The following is a 20,794-nucleotide window of genomic DNA, read 5'->3' as shown; positions in this document are numbered from 1 at the left end:
AGCCAATGACACGTGCAAAAAACGCACTGGCGGAACCATAACTTTCTCGCGGTAGCACGTCAACCCATGTCTGGCAAGTTTGGAAGGCGGGGCCTCATCGGAGACACCGCCTTTCTCAGGTCATCTTCCTGCGCGCAATGCGCACTTACGGTTAAAAATCAACCGTTAGAGGAGCAACTGCTGCGCGCGACTCAGCACCAGACTCCCGGAACGGGCAGTATTATCATAATTGTAAATATCTGTACGAAACTGCGTTTTACCATCATCCGCGACCCAGGCGGTTAAATAATACAGGTTAACCGGTATCCGATGGCGAATAGGCACATAGCGCGTATCACCCTGTTTTAACGTCCCCGAGATACGGGCATCATTCCAGCCTACATCCTGCAGCAGAATGCCCGCCAGTTCAGACGCTTTGTTGACCCGCACGCAGCCCGAGCTGAGTGCGCGAATATCGCGCTGGAACAGATTATGATTGGGCGTGTCGTGCAAATAGATAGCATCTGAACTGGGCATATTAAATTTGAAACGGCCCAGTGAATTGGTCTGCCCCGGCGCCTGACGAATTCGGTACGGGAACGACGAGGCTGACACCATACTCCAGTCGATCATGGTGGGATCGATCACTTCCGCATCCGCACTCCAGCCCGACAGCAGGGTATATCCATGCTTATACAGGTACGTCGGGTCCTGTTTCACTTTTGGAATGATGTCTTGGCGCACCAGCGTGGTAGGCACATTCCAGGGCGGATTCAGCACCACGTTGTTGAGCGCGCTGCGCATCAGTGGCGTTTTACGGTCTGGCCGGCCCACAATCACCCGCGATGTCAGCACCCTGGTGCCGTTGTTGTAATAATTCAACGAGTAATTGGGAATGTTGACCATAATGCCGTTGTGCATATCATCCGGCAGCAAACGCAGGCGTTGAATGTTCAGCGCCAGCAGGGCGGCACGTTGCTGAGGTGACACATTCAGCCATTCACGTGTACGCGGACCAATGGCTCCATCCGCGTCCAGCCCCTGCCACTGTTGAAAGCGTTTTACCGCTGCGACCAGATTATCGTCATAGACATTGACGCCACTTGTCGCCGTAGGTGCCACTTGTACGTTGTCCGGCGCGCCTGGCGGTGGCGGCGGAATAGCGTTCACGGCAACGGCAGACGGGCTGACCGCGACAGGTTCACTGTGGCTGACCGTAACTGGCGCAGTAGGAACCGCATCGTCATTCGGCGCAGGTGCCGTCGCCTGTGCACTTAACATACCGCTGCGCCGCAGGATTTCCCGCAGTGCCGGTACATCATCACTGACCTGACCCGGCCTTACCGTGTCGCGATTTTTGATTTGCGGCCACGGCTGTTTATCGTTAAGCAGGTTTATTAACGCTTTGTGCATTAAGGGATACTGCGGATGTTGCGGTTCCAGCGAATTCACAAAGGCCGCTGCCCGCCCCGCATTCACGGCGTTCTGCCAGGCATTAATGACGGACACCGACGGCACCGCCAACTTATAGGGCACCGTACTGTAGAGCCACGTTTCCCCCTGTGCAGGAACCGACGAGACAAACTGCAGATAACCCAGCATGGCATCGGACAGTGTCACATCGCGGGCGAATCCGGTAATGGATGGATCGGTCAGACGCTCCACCCACCGGGTAAATTGTGGCTGGACGCCGGATAACGCTACCTCAGCCAGCTGCTGCTGAAACTTCTGCACGGCGTCATGATCCTGCCAGATCGGTTGCATATTTCGCGCGGCATACAGGGCGGCCAGTGAAGCACCGTAAAAAGGCTGACTGTCACTGGCAAACGCCTGGCGAATTTTTTGCTGACTGGCAGAAACAGAGGTGGTGGCCTGGGTCGAATGGACACCGGGCATGGCCGCGATGATAGCCGCCTGGGACGGCACGCACGGACTCAGCGCAAGTGCCAGCACCAGCCATGAACTAACCTGATGAATTGTTAAGCCTTTATTCAGTAACATCCCTGCCCCCTTCATTAATCTACCGCGCAGCCTGAGAGGAAAAAGCTGCAATCGGGCTGTTACTCATATGACTGAGTATACAAACAAAAACGGCATTTGCCTCCTGCGACAAATGCCGTTACCAGATTAACCAATGGCGCTGTTTTTGACTATCCTTGCCGCACGAATATTATGTCGTCGTTTCACTGGCCGAATCGGCTTCACTGCCGCGTTTGGCAGGCAGCGGATCGGCGGCGAAACCCCGTAATCCCACGACATGAACGTGTTCGGTGTTGTTAAACACTTTACGCATCAGTTTGTAGGTCGTGCCCTTCTCAGGACTGATGTTCTCAGGTGCAGCGATGACCAGTTGCATCTCCAGGCGCTCACAGAGTTCAAACAGCGTGGCGATTGAACGCGCATCCAGACGGGCGGCTTCATCCAGGAACAGCAAGCGGCAGGGTGAGATATCTTTCCCACGCAGACGGCGTGATTCCTCTTCCCAGCTCTGCACGACCATGACCAGGATCGACATACCGGTACCAATCGCTTCACCGGTAGAGAGCGCACCACTTTCTGCACGCAGCCAGCCATCGGAGCCACGATTCACCTCGACTTCCATCTCCAGGTAGTTACGGTAATCCAGCAGTTCTTCACCAATTGTCTGTGGCGTGCGCTGTCCCATATCGATCTGTGGATTGAGGCGTTGATACAGTTTTGCCAGCGCTTCCGAGAAGGTCAGTCGGTTGCTGTTAAACAGGTCCTGATGCTGTTCATGCTCTTCGGACAAGGTATCGAGCAGCATCGCGTGTGTTTCCCGCACGTTCACGTTGAGCCGCACGCTGCGTACCTGTCCAAAGCTGACGGTCTGTAACCCCTGGTTCAGCTGGCGAATACGGTTCTGTTCACGCTGAATCGTTTTGCGAATAATGTTCGCCACGCTGCGTGAACTGATGGCCAGCGTTTGCTCGCGGGCAGTCAGCTCTTCCGTCAGACGGTTCAGCTCGATTTCCATCTGTTCGATGGCTTCAACCGGATCGTCGGTACGGATAATGTCCTGACGGATACGTTCGCGCAGATGCTGATACACGGCGATAAAGAACTGAATTTTACGCTCTGGCCGTTTGGGATCTTCCGACAGGCGCAGCACATCGCGCAGGTGTTCGTTATCCGCCACCGCCAGGCGCAGCGCACCGAGTGCCTTATCCGACATTGAACGCAGCTCATCCGCGCTCAGGTAAGCCAGCTCCCGACGATGCAGACGCCGCTCCACGCCATTGTCCTTCACCAGACGCAGCACCATGCACCAGCCTGCTTTGGCACTGACCACCTGTTCGCGGATCTGATGATAGTTGCGCTCAAGCTGGCGCAGTTTCTTCTGCAGATTGTCCATTTCGGCTTCGCAGAAGGTGAGCTGTTTCTCCAGTTGGTTACGACGGGCACGATTGTGACTGAGCGCGGTATACAGCTCGTCACGGCGGATACGGGCGCGTTCTTCCGCGCTGGCATCGGCCTGCACACCGATATCCTGCATCTCCTGCTGCAACTCTTTCAGCATGTCGCGTTTGGCGTCATAAGCGCTTTTCAGCGATGCCAGCACCTGAGAATACTGGGTCAGCTGCGACTGATGGGCGCGCAGGCGCTCACGGCAGCGGCTGCGCTCCGCTTCCGCCTGCTCCAGACGCTGGCGCAGCTTATCACTCAGATCGGTGTTGCCACCGAGCATACTGGCCGAGTCGTCATAGCTGAAGTGAGCGCGACGCTGTACCACCTCGGTCAGCGCAAAAGCCTGCTGACGCGCGCGTTGCTGCTGCTGCTGTGCATGCTGGTAATCTGCCTGCAACTGGTCGTGCTGTTCCGGATCGCTCTGCAGCACCGCCAGCATCGGTTCAAGTTTGGCCAGCTTCGCCCCATGCTGATGGAGGAAGCGTGCGGCTTCCTGCGCGTCTTCCACCTGCTCACGGATCTCTTCGCAACGGTCTGCCAGCGTGTCGTCCAGTAACAGATTCACGCGCGGCAACAGGCGGTTAAGCTGCGCAACGCCCTCTTTGGCCAGGTCAAACTGCTGACGTTGCTGCTGATTGTTGCTTTCATGCTGGTTGAGCGCACGTTCCAGCTCACCCCGACGGGCGCCGAGCTGACGAATCTGCGCTTCGGGATCGTCATCAAAGGCGACCGCCAGATGGCTACCGATAAAACGGCTGAATGACTGATGAAGCCGCTGCGTCTTTTGAACGTCAAACGACAGGGTGGCATACCGTTCCGCCAGACGATCGCGTTCGTTATTGAGCAACTCCAGCTGGTTTTCGCGTGCCGCCCGGCCGAAAAGCGGGATTTTAGGGAAGCGGGAATAGCGCCACTGGCGCTCGGCCACCTTGACCACGACGGCATTTTGTAACTCGTCGACGCTGAACACGCTGTCATCAAAGGATTGCGGATCGCCCTCGATCAAATAGAGATCTTCCGGGCACTCTTCCAGGCCATCCAGTTGCTCACGCACCAGCGAAAGATCGGGCACCACAATGGCGTGACGTGACGGGCCGTACAGGGCGGAGAAGTAAGGCGCATCGTCGAGCGTGACATCGTCATAAATCTCAGACAGCAGCACACCGCCAAAGCGTTCGGCCAGCTGGTTCAGTCGCGGATCTTCCGCACCGCCCGGCTGGCTCAAGCGCTCAATCTGCTGCTCAATTTCACGTTTCCTTGCGGCCACTTCATCACGTTCAACAGTGGTTTCACGTTCCCGCTCCAGCAGCTGCTGCATGTATTCCGTAACGTCCTGGCTGCTGGTCAACGCCTGACCGGTTTGCTCGCTGAGCTGCGTCAGGATTTCTTGCGCAGCCAGCCAGTGCGGCGCACGCGCGGTCAACGTCGCGATGCGCTGACGGAGCTGTTCCAGCTCCTGACGCATCAACATACGCTGTTCGCCCGCATCGGCAACGCTGCTGTTCAGCTGCTCGATTTGGGCTTCCAGTTCACGCTGCAATCCTTCCAGCGCATCAGGCTCATATTGCTGCCCCTGACGCTTGCAGAATTCCGCCAGCAGACGTTCTGCCTCCTGCTGCTCGCGCAGGCGCTGTTCAAGTTCGCTCAGACGCAGGCGCAGTGAAGCAAGCTGATCGGCGTGGTGACGCTGATTGCTGGCATCACGCAGGAGATCGCGCCCGACTTGCCAGGCCTCTTTACGGCTGACCTCACCGGCAATGCTGGTCACCAGCGATAAGGCCTGTTCAAACTGACTGTGCGCCGCTTCGGCCACACTCAGTTTCTGCTCCAGGCGCAACAACTGCCCGGTTGCTTCTTCTTCTTTGGCCTGGAAGCTGGCCTGCCATTCCGCCGCGTTGTCAATGTTCAGCTCAGGCAATTCACACAGCGAACGCGCACGTTCCAGAGCCTGTAACGCCTGCTGATACTGAATGGCACGGGTTTGCTGCACGTCCAGCGCCTGCTGAAAATCGGCCAGCTGACTTTTCAGCTCATCCACTTCCAGTTCGGCCGCTTCAGCACGGGCTTCATTTTCTTCCTGGATTTCACGCGCTTCGGCCACGACTTCACTCTGTTCTTCCAGGCGAAGTGTCAGATCCTCGATATCACTGTCATAACGGGTAATTTTTTCCTGCTGGCGCATTGCCGTCTGCACCAGATTCAGGTGATCGCTGGCCGCCTGATAATCGATTTCAAGATCGTTCTCTGCCCCGCTGTGTTCAGCCAGCTCTCGTGCCATTTCCACGTGGCGATACTGCTCCGACGCCAGCTGCTTGCGGCTGGTGAACAGTTCATTGCGCAGCTGTAGTGCGCTATCCAGGTGGATGCGTCGTTCATTGGCATGACGCATATAGTCGGCCGATACATAGCTGGTGGCTTCAGAAATCAGGTGCTTAAACAGATCGCGATCAGACTGGGTTACGCGGATCGCTTCCAGCGTCATACGGTTCTCGCGCAGCGCAGCTTCCATGTCCTGGAACGCTTTACGCACGCCACTGTTTTCAGGCAACAGATAATCGCGCAGAGAACGGGTGATGGCGCTGGAGATACCGCCGTACAGAGAGGCTTCAATCAGGCGATAAAACTTACTGCGGTCGCTGGCGGTACGCAGACGACGCGGCACAATCCCCAGATCAAACATCATCGCGTGATAGTCCGTTACCGAGCTGTACTGCCGATACTGGACACCTTCCAGCGCCTCGACGCGTTCTTTGACCTCATTAAGCGGTAACACGCGCGCCTGACGGCTGTTCAGAATTTCCGTGAGCATGTCTGTGGGCAGCGTATCCGTGGGCAGGCCATGGATACTAAAGGGCTTGATATCAACCTTTTTGTCACGTCCTGCCACCTGCTGTAACCGGACCCCGACCACCACACGTTGATGGCGTGAGTTCACTACGTCCAGCATCGCGTAGCAGACGCCTGCCCGCAGTTTACCGTGCAGGCCTTTATCGCGTGAGCCTGAGGTTGCGCCCGCTTCGGTGGTGTTACGGAAATGCAGCAGGGTTAAGTCAGGAATCAGCGCCGTGACAAAGGCTGCCATTGTGGTGGACTTACCTGCCCCGTTCCCGCCCGACAGCGTGGTGACCAGTTCATCCAGATCAAAGGTTCGGGCAAAAAACCCGTTCCAGTTGATCAGGGTTAGCGAACGAAATTTGCCGCGTTCAATCATGCCTGCTCTTCCTCCGCGATATCACCCGCATCGCTGTCATTCTCTTCACTGTCATCAGCCTCTGTGGCTGCCGTCGTGTTGTCCAGCAACATCGCTTCGCCATCGCGGATCAGGCGCAGTTGCGCTTCACGCGCATCATCACCGCTACGGACATCGGCACCAAAGCGGAAGACAGACTCGGTAATACGAAACTTGCTGCTGTCGTTGCCAAAAAACCACACCATGCCCAGACGGCGCAGGCGGCTTAAGGACGCACGCATTTTTTCCTGTAACTTAGCCCGATCGAGATCCGACCCGGTTGAACGCTGGTTAACCAGCTTCAGCAGCTTGCTTTCGTCCGCCAGGGACAGCAGTTCATCATAGAGTTCCTGTTGCGTGAAAATGCCTTCATTCGCCAGGCGTTCCGGGCTGAGATACAGATAGCAGAGGATTTTCCCGACCATCATGTCCAGTTCGGAAAGCACGGAACGGGGAATCAGCGTGGTTGAGCGTGGACGCAGATAGAAAAAGCCCTCTGGAGCACGAATCAGCTCAACGTTGTAGCGCGTGTAAAACTCTTCCAGATACTGCTGGTAATCCATCAGAAAAGCGTGGTTATCCAGCTCTTCAATGCCAATATGGCGACCGGCACGTAACTGGCTGTCCAGCGCCGGAAAAATCGGATTTGCCAGTGCCTGTGCCAGCTTAACCGGCATCACTTGTTCAATATTTGTCGATGACATGTGCCTGCACCTTGGCTCCGTAATCATTAATGGCTTGCCATTCCACAGGCAAACCGGCTAAATCGGCTTCCGCTACACCTAATCGCACCGCCTGGTCCACGACAATGCGCGCAAGGTCGAAGTGACGCGCGCGCGGGTACTGGGCCAGATAGTCGCGCATGACGGCGGCGAGGTTAAGCGGTTTTTGCTGCGTTTTATAAATCGTTAAGGCTTCTTCGATCATGGCCGCCAGCTGCTCGCGAATTTCATTAAATTCTTCGAACTCCAGTTCAGCAGGTAATTCGCCCATCACTTCGTCATTACGCAGCGTCAGCTCATCGTCACGCATATCGTAAAGACGTTCGGCATTGGCATAAGTCAGCGCCCAGGGTGAGTCAAAATAGTTCTGTACGGATACGCGCAGGCGCTGGGCAAAAACACGGTTTTTGTCCATGTCGATAGCGGTGCGGATAAATTTATGCACGTGGCGGTCATAACCAATCCACAGGTCAATGGCCTGCTGTCCCCAACTGGTGATGCGGTCGAGTTTACTTTGCAGATCGAACACCAGTTTATCGACGAAGCCCAAATCCGGGCTGTCCAGCGTCGCATCCTGAATACGCAGCAGATTTTCCTGGAGTTTGTCACCAGCCGCTTCCAGCGTATCCTGCAATTCACGCAGCGTACCGGAAGTTTCCGACAGTAACATTTCACAGCTTGAAATCGCGGCGCGCCAGTCTTTATTCAGTAGCTCCGCAATATCCGCTTTCACCGCCTGCTGCTGCTCATCCATCAGGCGTTGCGTCATATCAATGCTGTCGAAGATTTCGGCTACGGAGTATTTCAGCGGCGCGAATACGTTACGATGCCAGTGAAATTCATCGCCATTCTCCTGCGCCGCGTCGGCGGCACGCTTAAGTTCAGCGGCAACGATGGAAAGCTGCATGGAAAGCCGCAGCGTGGAGAACTCGCGCTGGCGGATATAGTAATCCGTGATGCCGATGGCCAGCGGCGTCAGACGATAAATTGCATTGCCTTCAGTTAATTCACTGGTGAAACGGTTCAACAGGCGCTGACGCACCATATCATTGATGGCGTTGTTGGCCCGCACCAGTACGGTTTCGCTGGTTTGTTCAAACGCTTTGCTGACATGACGAAACGCATCGACCAGGTCACCTTCACTCATTTCTCCGTCCATGCGCTCGCCATTCAGCGTGGCGATGGCCAGCAAAAAAGCCAGACGTTCAACGGGCAGCGCAAGGGAGAAGTCGTTCTTGCGCGCCCAGGATACCAGCTCCGGTACCGTCTGGGAAAATTCACTCATAATTCGTCCTTCTGCCCGGGTTTGCGCGCGGTCACGTGGATGTAACGCCCTAAGCTTAAAAAGGGTTCCTGACGGCAAAAACGCCGCTCCATCTCAATGATTTCGTCGTCGCTTTTTGGCTCGCCTTTAGGCGGCTTCATATAGTCGCTGAACACCCGAATCCCGGCACGCTGTTCAATCTGGAAACCGCAGGCCTGTAACCAGCGTGACACATCGTCAGGATCGCGCGGAAAGTCCGGTGACAGCGTGCGCTTCTTACGCTTGGTTAAGTTGGTACGAAGGTAACCAAAATTGCCCAGCGTCAGGGTGCGTAATGTTAACCCATGCAGGTTATAAAACATCAATGACAGCACGCCTCCCGGCCGCAATGTATCAAACAGGGCTTTCAGCACGGTTTCCGGTTCAGCGACCCATTCAAGCACAGCGTGAAACAATACCAGATCCACCGGCTTATCCAAATGTTCACCGACCTGCTGCGCGCTAATTTGTTTGAATTGCATGTTATGGCTCACACCCAGCGCATCCGCATTTTCCTGGGCACGCCGCAACATTTCACCTGAGAGGTCGCACAGCAGAATCTGATGGCCCCGCGCGGCCAGTCCACTTGAAATTTGCCCAATGCCACCGCCCGCATCCAGCACGTTCAGTGAGGGAGACGAGGACGTCAGGCTGGGAAGCAAGGCTTCAAGCTCATCCCAGACGATTGCCTGACGCACCCGGCCTTTGGTGGTGCCGTAAATATTTTGCGAAAATTTATCCGCGAGATCGTCAAAGTTACGATCCTGCATGGCATGGACTCCGGTATGCTGCGGTAAAACGTATGCTATTTTGTCACAGGTGCCGTAAGAATGAAGCTTTCATGCCCTTCTTCTGCTCTGGCTGCTGTTTTTTCGGACAACAAGAGGGATTTTACATGTTTTTTATGCTGAAAAAGGCATTTGGCAACCTGTTACTGCCCCTGCCTTTTCTGCTTCTTTTAATGGCTGTCGGCATTTTGCTGCTTTGGTTCAGCCGCTGGCAGAAAAGCGGTAAAATCTTTATCTCAGTGAGTTGGCTGATGTTATTACTGATAAGCCTACAGCCGGTCGCCGATCGCTTACTGTTGCCCGTCGAATCGCATTACCCGACGTGGAATGGGACTGAAAAAGTCGATTACATCGTGGTGTTAGGGGGCGGCTATACCTATAACCCGGCCTGGGCGCCCAGCTCGAACCTGCTGAACAACAGTTTGCCTCGCGTGACAGAAGGTGTGCGTCAGTGGCAGCGCCATCCGGATGCTACCCTGGTCTTTACCGGTGCTGCGGCAGGGCAAAATCCCAAAAGTAATGCCTGGGTCGCCGCACAGGTTGCCGAAAGCTTGGGCGTACCTTCATCGCACATTCGTCTGCTGGATCAGCCAAAAGATACCGCACAGGAGGCGCAGGCTGTCAGCACGCTCATCGGGCACCACCCTTTCCTGCTGATTACCTCAGCTAATCATATGCCGCGCGCGATGCGGTTTTTCACTCAGGCAGGACTCAAGCCGATTGCAGCGCCCGCCAATCAACTGGCGATTACTTCACCACTTAACTGGTGGGAGCGTTTTTATCCTTCCCCGCTGTGGATGAGTCACAGCGAACGCGCGATCTACGAAACGCTGGGGAGCGCATTGCAACGCTTCTCATCCGCCTCACCCTCTGCCGCACGATCTGATGGATAGACGCAAAGGCGCACATCCGTCATGGCGCAGGCTGAGTGGACCGGAACCCGGCGCCTCAGCCGCGTGCGCAGACGGTCATCGCACAAGAAGCGGAACAGGTCAGCGAAGCATCGCGGCGCGGACCCGGGTGAGATCCTCTGGCGTATCCACGCCAACGCCCGGAATCGTTTTTGCCACCGCAACGTGGATCTTTTCGCCATACCACAGCACGCGCAACTGCTCCAGCAGTTCGATCTGCTCAAGCGGACAGGGTTCCCAGCTGATATAGCGACGAATAAACCCGGCACGATAAGCATAAATGCCGATATGGCGCAGCAGCGTGTCACCGATCTGTTCCCGGGACTGCGCATAACGTTCACGATCCCAGGGAATCGTCGCGCGTGAAAAATACAACGCGTAGCCTCTGGCATCCATGACCACCTTGACGGCGTTGGGATTGAACGCCTCTTCCGCATCCGTAATCGGCACCGCCAGCGTCGCCATGCCGGCGTCAGCCTGAGCCAGATTGGTCGCCACCTGATGGACGATATCAGCGGGGATCATGGGTTCGTCGCCCTGAACATTGACGATGATCTGGTCATCCGCGAACTGATATTTTTCAATCACTTCTGCAAGGCGTTCCGTACCGGAATGATGGTCGGCGCGTGTCATACACACCTCGCCACCGGCAGCCTCGACAGCGCGGGCCACCTCAGGATGATCGGTCGCGACAATCACACGGCTGGCACCCGATTCCCGGGCGCGCTCCATCACATGCACCACCATTGGCTTGCCATGAATATCAACCAAAGGTTTACCCGGTAAACGGGTGGAAGCATAACGCGCAGGAATGATGGCAATAAAACTCATGGATGGATCTCTTCAACCGATAACGTACGGGCTTCGTTTTCCAGCAGTACCGGAATACCGTCACGCACAGGGAAAGCCAGCGCGTCGGGCTTGCAGATCAGCTCTTGCTGTTCTTTGTTAAAGTACAATTTGCCATTACAAACCGGGCAGGCAACGATTTCGAGTAAACGGTGATCCATATGTCCTCCATCTCGGACCGAGAGCGTAAGGACTAAAGCATATCACAGCGCTGATGAGAGCGGGTAAATCACACCCGCGCTGCATCAGGAATTGTTAAGCTGCCAGCGCGTTGGCCAGTGTGTCAGTAACGCCGAAGGCGCATTCTTTAGCAAGACCGTTTCGGCCCCCTGCCAACGGGCGAAGCGTTCAATAGCACGTTGCACGTCATTGAGAAAGGAAACGGTTACCGCGACGTCAGGTTCAAGCCAGATGTTGTTAATTTCCAGCAAGGCTGTTGAGCGCACCATCCGTGCATCCAGGCGGGCTTTGAGTTGGCCCCGATGCAGCACCGGTAAGACAAAATAGCCATATTTACGTTTGGCCGCAGGCGTGTAACTTTCAATGCGGTAGTCAAAGTCAAACAACGCAAGCGCACGTTTCCTGTCCCATACCAGCGGATCGAAAGGGGATAACAGCGTGGTATGTGTTGCGATCAACGGCGTGGCTAATGCGGCCTGAGCGTCCCGATGCAGCCACATCTCTCCCATGCCGTCGACCTCAACCGGCATGATTTCGCCGGCCGCCTGTGCCCATAAGATAAAGTCTTTAATGGGCGCGCGCTTTAGCCGGTAATAGTCTGCCAGCCACTCACGGCGAAAAATGCCCAGACTGCGTGCGCTGTTCACTAACATCAGGCGGACAGCGTCATCCTCACTGATAGCATGCAGCGCATCCTGCCAGTCAGGCATGACACGTGAGCGTAAATCATAGACGCGCTGAAAATTATGGCGCGCTGACACCATTAACTCCCCTGAACTGAACAGGTTTTCGAGATGCCGCTTGTGGGGTTTCCATGCCCACCATCCTGGCTTATGATTTTTTCCACTGGCGAAATCAGCCGATCTGACGGGCCCGTTGTCGCGTATATAGGTAAGTAGATCAGCGATTTCCTGCTGATGTTCCGTTGCCCAGTCTGCACTGTACTTCCAGCCCAGGCGCTCTGGCGACAGCATGCGGTGCCGCAGTAACCGGTAATCTGCGCGGGGAATAAAACAGGCTTCATGCGCCCAGTATTCGAAAATCTCCCCCTGCGCCAGCGACTCGTCCAGCCAGACGGGCGGATAGTCGCCTAAGCGACTGAATAAGACAAGATACGGACTGCGGGCCACCACATTGATGGTGTCGATTTGCAACAGCGACATGCGGCTAATGCAGGCTGAAATATCCTGAAAACGTGCCCGACGTTTCACCGGACGCAATAACCCCTGCGCCGCGAGCTGAATATTACGTGCCTGCTGTCGTGAAAGTGAATGCGTGCCCATTCTCTTCCTTCTCAGTGGAAATTAGTGCGGCTCTCGTGGTGAATACATGCCACACAGGCGTTGTATATCGTCTAAGAGTAGCGTCGCTGCCTCAGCCTGCAGATGGGCATCGACGGGAAGATACCACCATGAGGATTGCGCGAATGCGCGGCATTTAACGGCATCTTTCTCCGTCATCAACAGCGTTTGGCCGGGCGTGACCAGACGCGACAGTTCCTCTTCGCTGTAAGCATGATGATCGGCAAAGGCGATCTCCGCAACGGGCGTCAGACCGTGCTGTTTTAAGGTATGAAAAAAGCGCGGCGGATGACCAATGCCGGCCATGGCGACGACATCGTGCAACGTGTTGAGCGGTCGTTGTTCACCGCTGAGCAGATGGGTTGCCATCCCCGCCTGCAGTTGCATGGCAATTTCGCCCTGCTGCGCTTCACCACCGTTAACGATCACCGCGTCTACCGTCTTAATGCGGGATGCCCGTTCCCGCATGGGTCCGGCAGGTAACCACCAGCCGTTGCCAAAACGTCGCACGCCATCCACCACCACAATTTCCCGATCGCGCTGGAGCGCATAATGTTGCAGGCCATCATCAGTCACGATGAGATCCAGTGAATGATGTTGCAGAAGGGCTTCAATCGCCTCACGGCGTCGCGGTGCCACTGCAACGGGTGCAGCTGTGCGCTGCGCAATCAGCACCGGCTCGTCACCCGCCTGATCGGTGGCGGTTTCCGCAGTGACACGCAGCGGATAGCGGTCTGCTTTCCCCCCGTAGCCGCGGGAAATCACACCTACCCGTAATCCTCGCTGCTGCAGGGCGTCAACCAGCCAGATGACCACGGGTGTTTTACCATTCCCGCCCGCGGTCAGATTCCCCACCACGACAACAGGCAAGGGCGCACGCCAGCTTTTACGCCAGCCACGCCGGAAACTGAGGCGGATCAGCGCCGTAATGGCGCCATAAAGCACACTGAGTGGCCACAGGACTAACCATAATGGCGATCGGCCACTCCAGATGCGCTCAATCATTGGCCGAACTGCATTTTATGGAGTTGGGCATAAGCACCTTTTTCCGCCAGCAGGTCGGCGTGCGTACCGCGTTCGATGATATTGCCCTCTTCCACCACCACAATTTCATCCGCTTTTTCAATAGTAGAAAGGCGATGCGCAATCACCAGTGAGGTGCGGTTTTTCTGCAGCTCATCCAGGGCAGACTGGATAGCACGCTCGGACTCGGTGTCCAGCGCAGAGGTGGCTTCATCGAGAATCAGGATAGGACAGTCACGCAGCAGAGCGCGGGCGATGGCGATACGCTGGCGTTGACCGCCTGATAGCAGCACACCATTTTCCCCGATGACGGTATCCAGCCCCTTGTCCATTTTATTAATAAAGTCCATCGCGTGTGCCATCGTCGCCGCCTTTTCGATTTCCTCGCGGCTATACTGTTCACTGCGCGCATAGGCAATGTTATTGGCAACGGTATCGTTGAACAGATGCACATTTTGCGACACAAGTGCGACCTGATTACGCAACGACGCTAAGGTGTATTCACGCAGGTCATGGCCATCCAGTAAAATCTCGCCCTGCTGAATATCATAAAAACGCGTCAGCAAACTGGCGATAGTCGATTTACCTGAGCCGGAGCGCCCGACTAAGGCAACGGTTTTTCCGGCAGGCAGCATCAGGTTAATGTTTTTCAACGCAGGTGTTTCACGGCCGGGATAGGTGAAGGTCACCCCACGGAATTCGACATCACCTTTTGCGCGCGTGATTTCACGCGTACCGGTGTCGTTCTCCTGCTCACTGTCGAGAATGGAGAACAGCGTCTGACAGGCCGCCATACCACGCTGAAACTGCGCATTCACATTTGTCAGCGATTTCAGCGGACGCATCAGAGCGATCATAGATGAGAAGACCACCGTAATGGTCCCCGCAGTCAGCGTATCCATCACGCTGGGGAAACTGGCGGCGTACAGAACGAATGCCAGAGCCAGAGAAGCAATGAGCTGAATAACCGGATCGGAGATTGAAGAGGCTGAAACCAGCTTCATCCCCTGCTGACGCATGCGGTTACTGACCTTGGCAAAACGCTCGGATTCAATGTCCTGGCCACCAAAAATCAGCACTTCTTTGTGCCCTTTCAGCATCTGCTCGGCACTGGTCGTCACCTGTCCCATGGTGTTTTGCATCGATTTGCTGATGTTGCGGAAGCGCTTTGATACGGTACGAATCGCGAAGGATACGATTGGAGCCAGAACAATCAGAATCAACGACAGCTGCCAGCTGTAATAAAACATCATGATAAACAGGCCAATTATCGAAGCGCCTTCACGCACCACGGTGACCAGCGCCCCCGATGACGACGAGGCGACCTGTTCCGAATCATAGGTGATGCGAGAGAGTAACGTACCCGTGGATTGCTGATCGAAGAACGCAACCGGCATGCCCATCATATGGCTGAACAGACGACGGCGCATATTCATCACCACATTGCCTGACACCCATGAGATGCAGTAGCTGGAGATATAGCTGCTTACGCCACGAACCAGCATCAAGCCGATGACTGCCAACGGCATCCACAGCATCACGGATCTGTCCGCTTTACCAAAGCCGTCATCCAGCAAAGGCTTCAACAGGGAGAGCATTAACGTATCGCCTGCGGCATTAATAATCAGGGCAGTAGCCGCCACAATTAAGCCAGCTTTGTTGGGTGCGATCATCGGCCAGAGTCGACGGAATGTCTGCCACGTTGAGAGATCTTTATCTTGATGCATTATTTATTCACGTTGTTGGAAATAGCCGGTCATTCTACCTGGATTCGCGTTTGACGCCAAACCACTGATGATACCAACGGGGCACTAATTGTTCTCTGAAGGAAAAAACCTGCACGGTGTTTGCCTCTATTTTGATACTAATTTGTCCGGACTGACCGGTATCACGCCAGTCATAAGCGTGTTCACGGTAATTTCGCAGCACGGACTTCGCGGGCATTCGCCACGCATTATAGCGTGCTACAGAGGTGATGGCGGTATGGCCGGCGATGCTGCGCAGCAGTAAGCGCGATGAGGATGTCCGGCTGCCATGATGAGGTACCTGCAGAATATCCGCCTTTAACTGCTGCTTTTCCAGCCGCACTAACTGCCGCTCCGCCTCGGTTTCCAGATCGCCCGTGAGTAACAAACGGACGCTTCCATCATCCACACTCACCACGCATGAATCGTTGTTTTTCCCCTGGTTGGGAGACGTTGCTGGCCAGAGCACCCGGAAATGTAGCCGTTTCCAGCGCCATGTGGTACCGCGTACACAGGGTAAATGCCCGCTTTCTGTAAGTCCGCTGCGCAACCGTACAGTAGGGACATGTTGCAGAATAGCCGACAGCCCGCCGGTATGGTCAAGATGCCGGTGGCTGAGAATAACCTCCCGCAGTCTGAGTCCTTTACGTTCAAGCCAGGGCAGAATAACGCGGCTCCCTGCATCGCTGTATTTCCAGCGTGGACCGGTATCGTAGAGCACCGCTTCATCGCCCTGGCTGATGACGACGCTCAATCCATGCCCCACGTCCAGCATATCAATGCGCCATAGCGCTTCCGGCTTAGCATGGCGGGAAAACAGGATTGCCAGTGCGACAGCGCTACAACTGAACGGCATGGAGAACAGTACGCCGGAACGCCACAGGAGTAGCCCTCCCCATATGACTATTATCAGGAAAGGTGCGCCTTGCAGCGGCCACCAGCCTGCCGGTAGCAGGGCAAGGCCGGAGAACAGAAACCGCAGGGACAGATCGGCCGCCTGCCACCCCCACACTGATAATGCCGGGAAAGGTAGCAACAGGGTGATGAGTATCAATGGCACCGTAATAAACGACACGACAGGAATCGCAAACAGATTAGCGAACAGCGCGGTCAGGCTGATGCCATTAAATAATGCGGCCTGAAGCGGCACCATCAGGATCATCATCCCCAGTTGCAGATGAAGGAGTTGCAGTAAAAACCAGCGCCGCCTGTCACGAAAGCGCTCGGCCAGAGGAAACCAGCGATACCAGGTCAGCAACATCCCCACCGCCAGCACCGACAGCCAGAAGCTGTCCGAGAGGACAGTAAGCGGATCCAGTGCCAGCAACAACCCTACGCAGAGCGTCCAGATTTGCCAGGGGCTGAGCTGTATACCTGTTATACGTGTTATTGCCCATAGCGTCAGTGCCAGTAATGCCCGCTGCGCTGGCGCCTGGGCCCCTGAAAGCCACGTATAGAGTGCGGCACAGAGCCAACTGACAATGAGCGGATACAGATAGCTAATGCAGCGTGCCGGTAACAAAAACTGGCTGCCCCGCGCCAGTAGCCATCCGGTGCCCGCGGCCAGGCCAATGTGCATACCTGAAATGGCCATAAGATGCGCCGTTCCGGTATCACGTAACAGCTGACGGGTTGCCTCACTCAGATTGTCGCGAATGCCAAAAGCCAGTGCCTCCAGCGTAGCCGAAGCGGGTAAATGTTCGTAATGTTGCCTGTGGCCACGAATATGCTGCCAACGCCAGCTGCATTCAGACTGCACAGGATGTTGCTTGATAATGCGCCCCTGCACCGGGGTATGATTCGCCATGGCAAAGCGTTGTGCGTCGAATTCTCCCTCATTGAGTCTGGCATGAACAGCGCGTAACCTGAGCCGCATTTGCCAGCGCTGCCCCGGACAATAGGCTGTAGCGTTATCCTGCAGTGACAGCCAGGCAAAACGGGGAGGAAAGAAAATCCGGTTTCCCGCTTTCAACATTCTGACCCGAATACGTGACGCGTCTTGTTTTACCTCTTCAATTTGCACGACAAACCAGGCGGGTCGGGTACTCATCCATTCCGTGTCGTTGACCAGGGATTGCGCATTAACCAGCCCCCAGGCGGCCAGCAAAAGCGCACAGCCTGCGATGCGGACATAACGTACGGACATCCCCACCAGACAAGTGCCACACAGCAGCATCACGACAATAAACGTTCGCGAAGGGAGCTGAGGCACGATCAGTAAGGGTAACGCGGTCAGCGAGGCCAGTCTCGCCAGTCCAATCCATGTCAACATACCGTATCCCGCTGATGAACTGGCGTAAGTATGTCCTTCAGACTTTCAGGGTAAAACGCGTAAAGAGTGAATTAAGAAAGGGTTTCCAGAGAGGATAATTCGTTGCAGCGCAGACGCATTTTTTTGCGGGAGAGCGAACATAATCACGCGGGCAAAAAAAAACGACATCCTGAGATGTCGTTTAGGCGTTTCGGTATCAGCTTAGCCGTAGATGTTAGCACGGTCACGCAGTTCTTTGCCCGGCTTGAAGTGGGGAACGTATTTACCTTCCAGATCCACTTTGTCACCCGTTTTCGGGTTACGGCCAGTGCGCGGTGCGCGATAGTGCAACGAAAAGCTGCCGAATCCCCGGATTTCAATGCGTTCGCCCTGTGCCAGCGTTGTGGCCATGTGCTCAAGCATCTCTTTGACTGCATCCTCAACGACTTTCGCCGGTATATGAGTATGCTGTCCCGCCAGCCTTTCAATCAATTCTGACTTGGTCATGTAACCTCCGGTTAATCCCTACAGGAATGTATGACAGCCTTTACCGAAACCGGGCGGATGAATCCGCCCGGTGCAAGGTCGATTACTCGCCTTTAGCCGCTTTGAACGCTTCAGCCATTGCGCTTGAGAAGTTGCCTTCTTCCTGTTTGGTGTTAACAGTGTTGATAGCTTCTTTCTCGTCAGCCTGGTCTTTCGCACGAACAGACAGGCTCACTACGCGGTTTTTACGGTCAACGCCAGTAAATTTAGCTTCAACGTCGTCACCGACGTTCAGAACCAGTGTAGCGTCTTCGATACGGTCCATTGAAGCTTCAGAAGCGCGCAGGTAACCCTCAACGCCGTCTGCCAATTCAACTGTAGCACCTTTCGCATCAACTGCAGTCACTTTACCGGTGACGATAGCACCTTTCTTGTTCAAAGTGATGTAGTTGTTGAACGGATCTTCTGCCAGCTGTTTCACGCCCAGAGAGATACGCTCGCGCTCTGCATCAACCTGCAGTACAACGGCAGCGATTTCGTCGCCTTTTTTGTACTCACGAACGGCTTCTTCGCCAGTCGCGTTCCAGGAGATGTCAGACAGGTGAACCAGACCGTCGATGCCACCGTCCAAGCCGATGAAGATACCGAAGTCAGTGATTGACTTGATTTTACCTTCAACGCGATCGCCTTTGTTGTGGGTCTCAGCGAACTGCTGCCATGGGTTAGATTTGCACTGCTTCAGACCCAGGGAGATACGACGACGCTCTTCATCGATGTCCAGAACCATCACTTCAACCACATCGCCTACGTTTACGACTTTAGACGGATGGATGTTTTTGTTGGTCCAGTCCATTTCTGAAACGTGTACCAGGCCTTCAACGCCTTCTTCGATTTCAACGAAGCAGCCGTAGTCAGTCAGGTTGGTTACACGACCAGTCAGCTTGGTGCCTTCTGGATAGCGCTTAGCGATAGCCACCCATGGATCTTCGCCCAGCTGCTTCAGACCCAGAGATACACGGGTACGCTCGCGGTCGAATTTCAGGACTTTAACGTTGATTTCATCGCCAACATTCACGATTTCGCTTGGATGCTTAACGCGCTTCCAGGCCATGTCAGTGATGTGCAGCAGGCCGTCAACACCGCCCAGATCAACGAATGCGCCGTAGTCAGTGAGGTTCTTAACGATACCTTTAACTTCCATGCCTTCCTGCAGGTTTTCCAGCAGCTGATCGCGCTCTGCGCTGTTCTCAGATTCGATAACCGCACGACGTGAAACCACGACGTTGTTGCGTTTCTGATCAAGCTTGATCACTTTGAATTCAAGCTCTTTGCCTTCCAGGTGCAGTGTGTCGCGTACTGGACGCACATCAACCAGTGAACCTGGCAGGAACGCACGGATACCGTTCAGCTCAACTGTGAAGCCACCTTTGACTTTGCCGTTGATAATACCGGTAACAGTTTCAGCTTCTTCGTAAGCTTTTTCCAGCGTGATCCAAGCTTCGTGACGCTTAGCTTTCTCACGTGACAGCAGAGTTTCACCGAAGCCATCTTCCACTGCGTCCAGAGCAACGTCAACTTCGTCACCAACCTGGATTTCCAGTTCGCCGGCTGCGTTTTTGAACTGCTCTGCAGGGATTGCAGATTCAGATTTCAGGCCCGCATCAACCAGAACAACGTCTTTGTCGATAGAGACAACAACGCCACGAACGATGGAACCCGGGCGGGTTTCGATTTCTTTCAGGGATTCTTCAAATAGTTGAGCAAAAGATTCAGTCATATTGATAATCTTAGGATTCTTCAATTTAACGTCCATCTGACATCATGTCGGATGGGGTTGTTTCACATGCCCTGCACCGGATCCGTGGCACAGGGTTAATACATTCGTTTAAGCCGGAAGATTACACACCAAGCGTTTTGCGGGCATAATTTAACGCGTTATCAATAACCTGCTCGATGGACATCTGGGTTGAATCCAACACCAAAGCATCAGCGGCAGGGACTAACGGTGCGATAGCGCGGTTGCGATCGCGGTCGTCGCGTTCTTTTATCTCGGCTAAAAGGCGATCAAAGTTAACATTAAAGCCATTCTCCTGCAACTGTAGCATACGTCGCTGAGCACGTTCTTCCGGGCTGGCATCAAGGAAAATCTTTACAGGCGCATCGGGGAAAACGACGGTGCCCATATCCCGCCCGTCTGCAATCAAACCGGGTTCCTCGCGAAACGCGCGTTGACGACGTAACAGCGCTTCCCGAACGCGAGGAAAAGCCGCGACGCGTGAGGCGGTATTACTGACTTCCTGGGTACGAATTTCGCTGGTGACGTCTTCCCCTTCCAGGATGACCTGCATTTCGCCATGATGAGAAAGGAAACGCACATCAAGATGGGCGGCGATAGGCACTAACGCCTCTTCAGACTCAATATCGACCTGATGATGTAATGCGGCTAAGGCCAGTACACGATAAATTGCGCCGGAATCCAGTAAATGCCACTGTAATGCTTCCGCCATCGCCTTGCACAGGGTGCCCTTTCCCGCGCCACTTGGCCCATCAATTGTTATGACCGGGGCAGTTGCTGTCATCATTCCCTCCTGTTGCTGCGCG

The 20,794-nt window shown here is 54.9% G+C and carries 15 protein-coding genes; 1 reads left to right on the top strand and 14 read right to left on the bottom strand.

Annotated features, from left to right (window positions below; all coding sequences use genetic code 11):
• Nucleotides 1–165 precede the first annotated feature (165 nt).
• The 5 genes from ldtD to cmoM all read right to left on the bottom strand — a co-directional run bounded on the left by ldtD (nucleotide 166) and on the right by cmoM (nucleotide 9,429).
• A complete protein-coding gene (ldtD, locus tag G5574_RS20330; RefSeq protein ID WP_164483104.1) occupies nucleotides 166–1,980 on the bottom strand; it encodes a L,D-transpeptidase in 1,815 nt (604 codons plus the stop codon).
• A 169-nt stretch (nucleotides 1,981–2,149) separates the two neighbouring features.
• Nucleotides 2,150–6,616 carry a chromosome partition protein MukB gene (gene mukB, locus G5574_RS20325; RefSeq protein ID WP_006118637.1) on the bottom strand — a complete coding sequence of 1,489 codons (4,467 nt, stop codon included), beginning with the start codon at nucleotides 6,614–6,616 and terminating at the stop codon, nucleotides 2,150–2,152.
• Nucleotides 6,613–7,338, bottom strand: coding sequence for a chromosome partition protein MukE (mukE, locus tag G5574_RS20320; protein WP_006118636.1), 726 nt, complete (start codon nucleotides 7,336–7,338; stop codon nucleotides 6,613–6,615). Before mukE ends, mukB begins: the two co-directional genes overlap by 4 nt.
• Entirely contained in the window at nucleotides 7,319–8,641 is a 1,323-nt protein-coding gene (gene mukF / locus G5574_RS20315) for a chromosome partition protein MukF (RefSeq protein WP_033737632.1), read from the bottom strand. Before mukF ends, mukE begins: the two co-directional genes overlap by 20 nt.
• On the bottom strand, nucleotides 8,638–9,429 hold the full coding sequence (cmoM, locus tag G5574_RS20310; protein WP_110267717.1) for a tRNA uridine 5-oxyacetic acid(34) methyltransferase CmoM: 792 nt from the start codon (nucleotides 9,427–9,429) through the stop codon (nucleotides 8,638–8,640). The genes mukF and cmoM overlap by 4 nt, the downstream gene beginning before the upstream one ends.
• A gap of 125 nt (nucleotides 9,430–9,554) precedes the next feature.
• Between cmoM and elyC the strand changes: the two genes are divergently transcribed.
• Nucleotides 9,555–10,340: an envelope biogenesis factor ElyC gene (gene elyC, locus G5574_RS20305; RefSeq protein ID WP_058701024.1), complete on the top strand. Its 786-nt coding sequence runs from the start codon at nucleotides 9,555–9,557 to the stop codon at nucleotides 10,338–10,340.
• 99 nt (nucleotides 10,341–10,439) lie between these two features.
• Here elyC and kdsB read toward each other — a convergent pair whose 3' ends face one another.
• From kdsB to cmk, 9 genes are all read right to left on the bottom strand, one after another.
• On the bottom strand, nucleotides 10,440–11,189 hold the full coding sequence (gene kdsB / locus G5574_RS20300) for a 3-deoxy-manno-octulosonate cytidylyltransferase (RefSeq protein ID WP_039341301.1): 750 nt from the start codon (nucleotides 11,187–11,189) through the stop codon (nucleotides 10,440–10,442).
• Nucleotides 11,186–11,368, bottom strand: a complete 183-nt coding sequence (locus G5574_RS20295) for a Trm112 family protein (protein WP_006118631.1) — start codon at nucleotides 11,366–11,368, stop codon at nucleotides 11,186–11,188. The genes kdsB and G5574_RS20295 overlap by 4 nt, the downstream gene beginning before the upstream one ends.
• A gap of 84 nt (nucleotides 11,369–11,452) precedes the next feature.
• On the bottom strand, nucleotides 11,453–12,670 hold the full coding sequence (locus tag G5574_RS20290) for a winged helix-turn-helix domain-containing protein (RefSeq protein ID WP_164483103.1): 1,218 nt from the start codon (nucleotides 12,668–12,670) through the stop codon (nucleotides 11,453–11,455).
• A gap of 21 nt (nucleotides 12,671–12,691) precedes the next feature.
• Nucleotides 12,692–13,693 carry a tetraacyldisaccharide 4'-kinase gene (gene lpxK / locus G5574_RS20285; protein ID WP_033737637.1) on the bottom strand — a complete coding sequence of 334 codons (1,002 nt, stop codon included), beginning with the start codon at nucleotides 13,691–13,693 and terminating at the stop codon, nucleotides 12,692–12,694.
• Nucleotides 13,690–15,438, bottom strand: a complete 1,749-nt coding sequence (msbA, locus tag G5574_RS20280; RefSeq protein ID WP_033737638.1) for a lipid A ABC transporter ATP-binding protein/permease MsbA — start codon at nucleotides 15,436–15,438, stop codon at nucleotides 13,690–13,692. The genes lpxK and msbA overlap by 4 nt, the downstream gene beginning before the upstream one ends.
• 34 nt (nucleotides 15,439–15,472) lie before the next feature.
• Entirely contained in the window at nucleotides 15,473–17,728 is a 2,256-nt protein-coding gene (locus tag G5574_RS20275) for a DNA internalization-related competence protein ComEC/Rec2 (protein WP_164483102.1), read from the bottom strand.
• Between the two features lie 201 nt (nucleotides 17,729–17,929).
• Nucleotides 17,930–18,214 (bottom strand): integration host factor subunit beta, encoded by a 285-nt coding sequence (gene ihfB, locus G5574_RS20270; RefSeq protein WP_003849360.1) that lies wholly within the window; start codon nucleotides 18,212–18,214, stop codon nucleotides 17,930–17,932.
• Between the two features lie 82 nt (nucleotides 18,215–18,296).
• Nucleotides 18,297–19,970 (bottom strand): 30S ribosomal protein S1, encoded by a 1,674-nt coding sequence (rpsA, locus tag G5574_RS20265; protein WP_033737767.1) that lies wholly within the window; start codon nucleotides 19,968–19,970, stop codon nucleotides 18,297–18,299.
• A gap of 121 nt (nucleotides 19,971–20,091) precedes the next feature.
• Complete coding sequence (cmk, locus tag G5574_RS20260; protein WP_006118623.1) at nucleotides 20,092–20,772, bottom strand: (d)CMP kinase; 681 nt, start codon at nucleotides 20,770–20,772, stop codon at nucleotides 20,092–20,094.
• Between the last annotated feature and the right edge of the window lie 22 nt (nucleotides 20,773–20,794).

It is taken from the genome of Pantoea stewartii (genome assembly GCF_011044475.1).
Lineage (GTDB): Bacteria > Pseudomonadota > Gammaproteobacteria > Enterobacterales > Enterobacteriaceae > Pantoea > Pantoea stewartii.
Note: the sequence above shows the minus strand (reverse complement) of the source record. Positions and strands in the feature narration are given on the sequence as shown.

Bases quoted from the DNA above. Each gene is read 5' to 3' on its own strand.
- ldtD (WP_164483104.1), bottom strand. From the start codon at position 1,980: ATGTTACTGAATAAAGGCTTAACAATTCATCAGGTTAGTTCATGGCTG.
- mukB (WP_006118637.1), bottom strand. From the start codon at position 6,616: ATGATTGAACGCGGCAAATTTCGTTCGCTAACCCTGATCAACTGGAAC.
- mukE (WP_006118636.1), bottom strand. From the start codon at position 7,338: ATGTCATCGACAAATATTGAACAAGTGATGCCGGTTAAGCTGGCACAG.
- mukF (WP_033737632.1), bottom strand. From the start codon at position 8,641: ATGAGTGAATTTTCCCAGACGGTACCGGAGCTGGTATCCTGGGCGCGC.
- cmoM (WP_110267717.1), bottom strand. From the start codon at position 9,429: ATGCAGGATCGTAACTTTGACGATCTCGCGGATAAATTTTCGCAAAAT.
- elyC (WP_058701024.1), top strand. From the start codon at position 9,555: ATGTTTTTTATGCTGAAAAAGGCATTTGGCAACCTGTTACTGCCCCTG.
- kdsB (WP_039341301.1), bottom strand. From the start codon at position 11,189: ATGAGTTTTATTGCCATCATTCCTGCGCGTTATGCTTCCACCCGTTTA.
- G5574_RS20295 (WP_006118631.1), bottom strand. From the start codon at position 11,368: ATGGATCACCGTTTACTCGAAATCGTTGCCTGCCCGGTTTGTAATGGC.
- G5574_RS20290 (WP_164483103.1), bottom strand. From the start codon at position 12,670: ATGGGCACGCATTCACTTTCACGACAGCAGGCACGTAATATTCAGCTC.
- lpxK (WP_033737637.1), bottom strand. From the start codon at position 13,693: ATGATTGAGCGCATCTGGAGTGGCCGATCGCCATTATGGTTAGTCCTG.
- msbA (WP_033737638.1), bottom strand. From the start codon at position 15,438: ATGCATCAAGATAAAGATCTCTCAACGTGGCAGACATTCCGTCGACTC.
- G5574_RS20275 (WP_164483102.1), bottom strand. From the start codon at position 17,728: ATGTTGACATGGATTGGACTGGCGAGACTGGCCTCGCTGACCGCGTTA.
- ihfB (WP_003849360.1), bottom strand. From the start codon at position 18,214: ATGACCAAGTCAGAATTGATTGAAAGGCTGGCGGGACAGCATACTCAT.
- rpsA (WP_033737767.1), bottom strand. From the start codon at position 19,970: ATGACTGAATCTTTTGCTCAACTATTTGAAGAATCCCTGAAAGAAATC.
- cmk (WP_006118623.1), bottom strand. From the start codon at position 20,772: ATGACAGCAACTGCCCCGGTCATAACAATTGATGGGCCAAGTGGCGCG.